The sequence below is a fragment of the Peribacillus sp. SIMBA_075 genome, assembly GCF_046534585.1.
The window spans coordinates 1-251 of record NZ_JAWRYN010001177.1 but is presented as its reverse complement, the minus strand read 5'-3'; the positions used below and the strand labels follow the sequence as shown (position 1 = coordinate 251).

Sequence of the window (251 nt, the reverse complement as noted above, 5' to 3'; positions counted from 1 at the left end):
CATGCGCACTACCTCGGTCTCGCGCGGCGACAGGCGCGGCGGCGCCCCCGAATCGGTGATGCCGCCTTCGAGCATGGCCAGCTTGCTGCGGAAACTGTTGCTGATGAAGCGACGGCGGCGGGCGGCCGAGAGCACCGCGACCGGCAGCTCGTTCATCGCCGAACCCTTGTCCACCAGCGCCAGCACGCCATGCCCGAGCAGGATCTGGATCATCCCGGGGTTGGCCATCATCGTCAGCACCACGATCGGCA

The 251-nt window shown here is 68.1% G+C and carries 1 protein-coding gene; it reads right to left on the bottom strand.

All coding sequences use genetic code 11. The annotated features are described in order from the left end of the window. On the bottom strand, positions 1–251 hold a 251-nt coding region (locus SB775_RS32030), incomplete at both ends, for a response regulator transcription factor (RefSeq protein ID WP_410865319.1).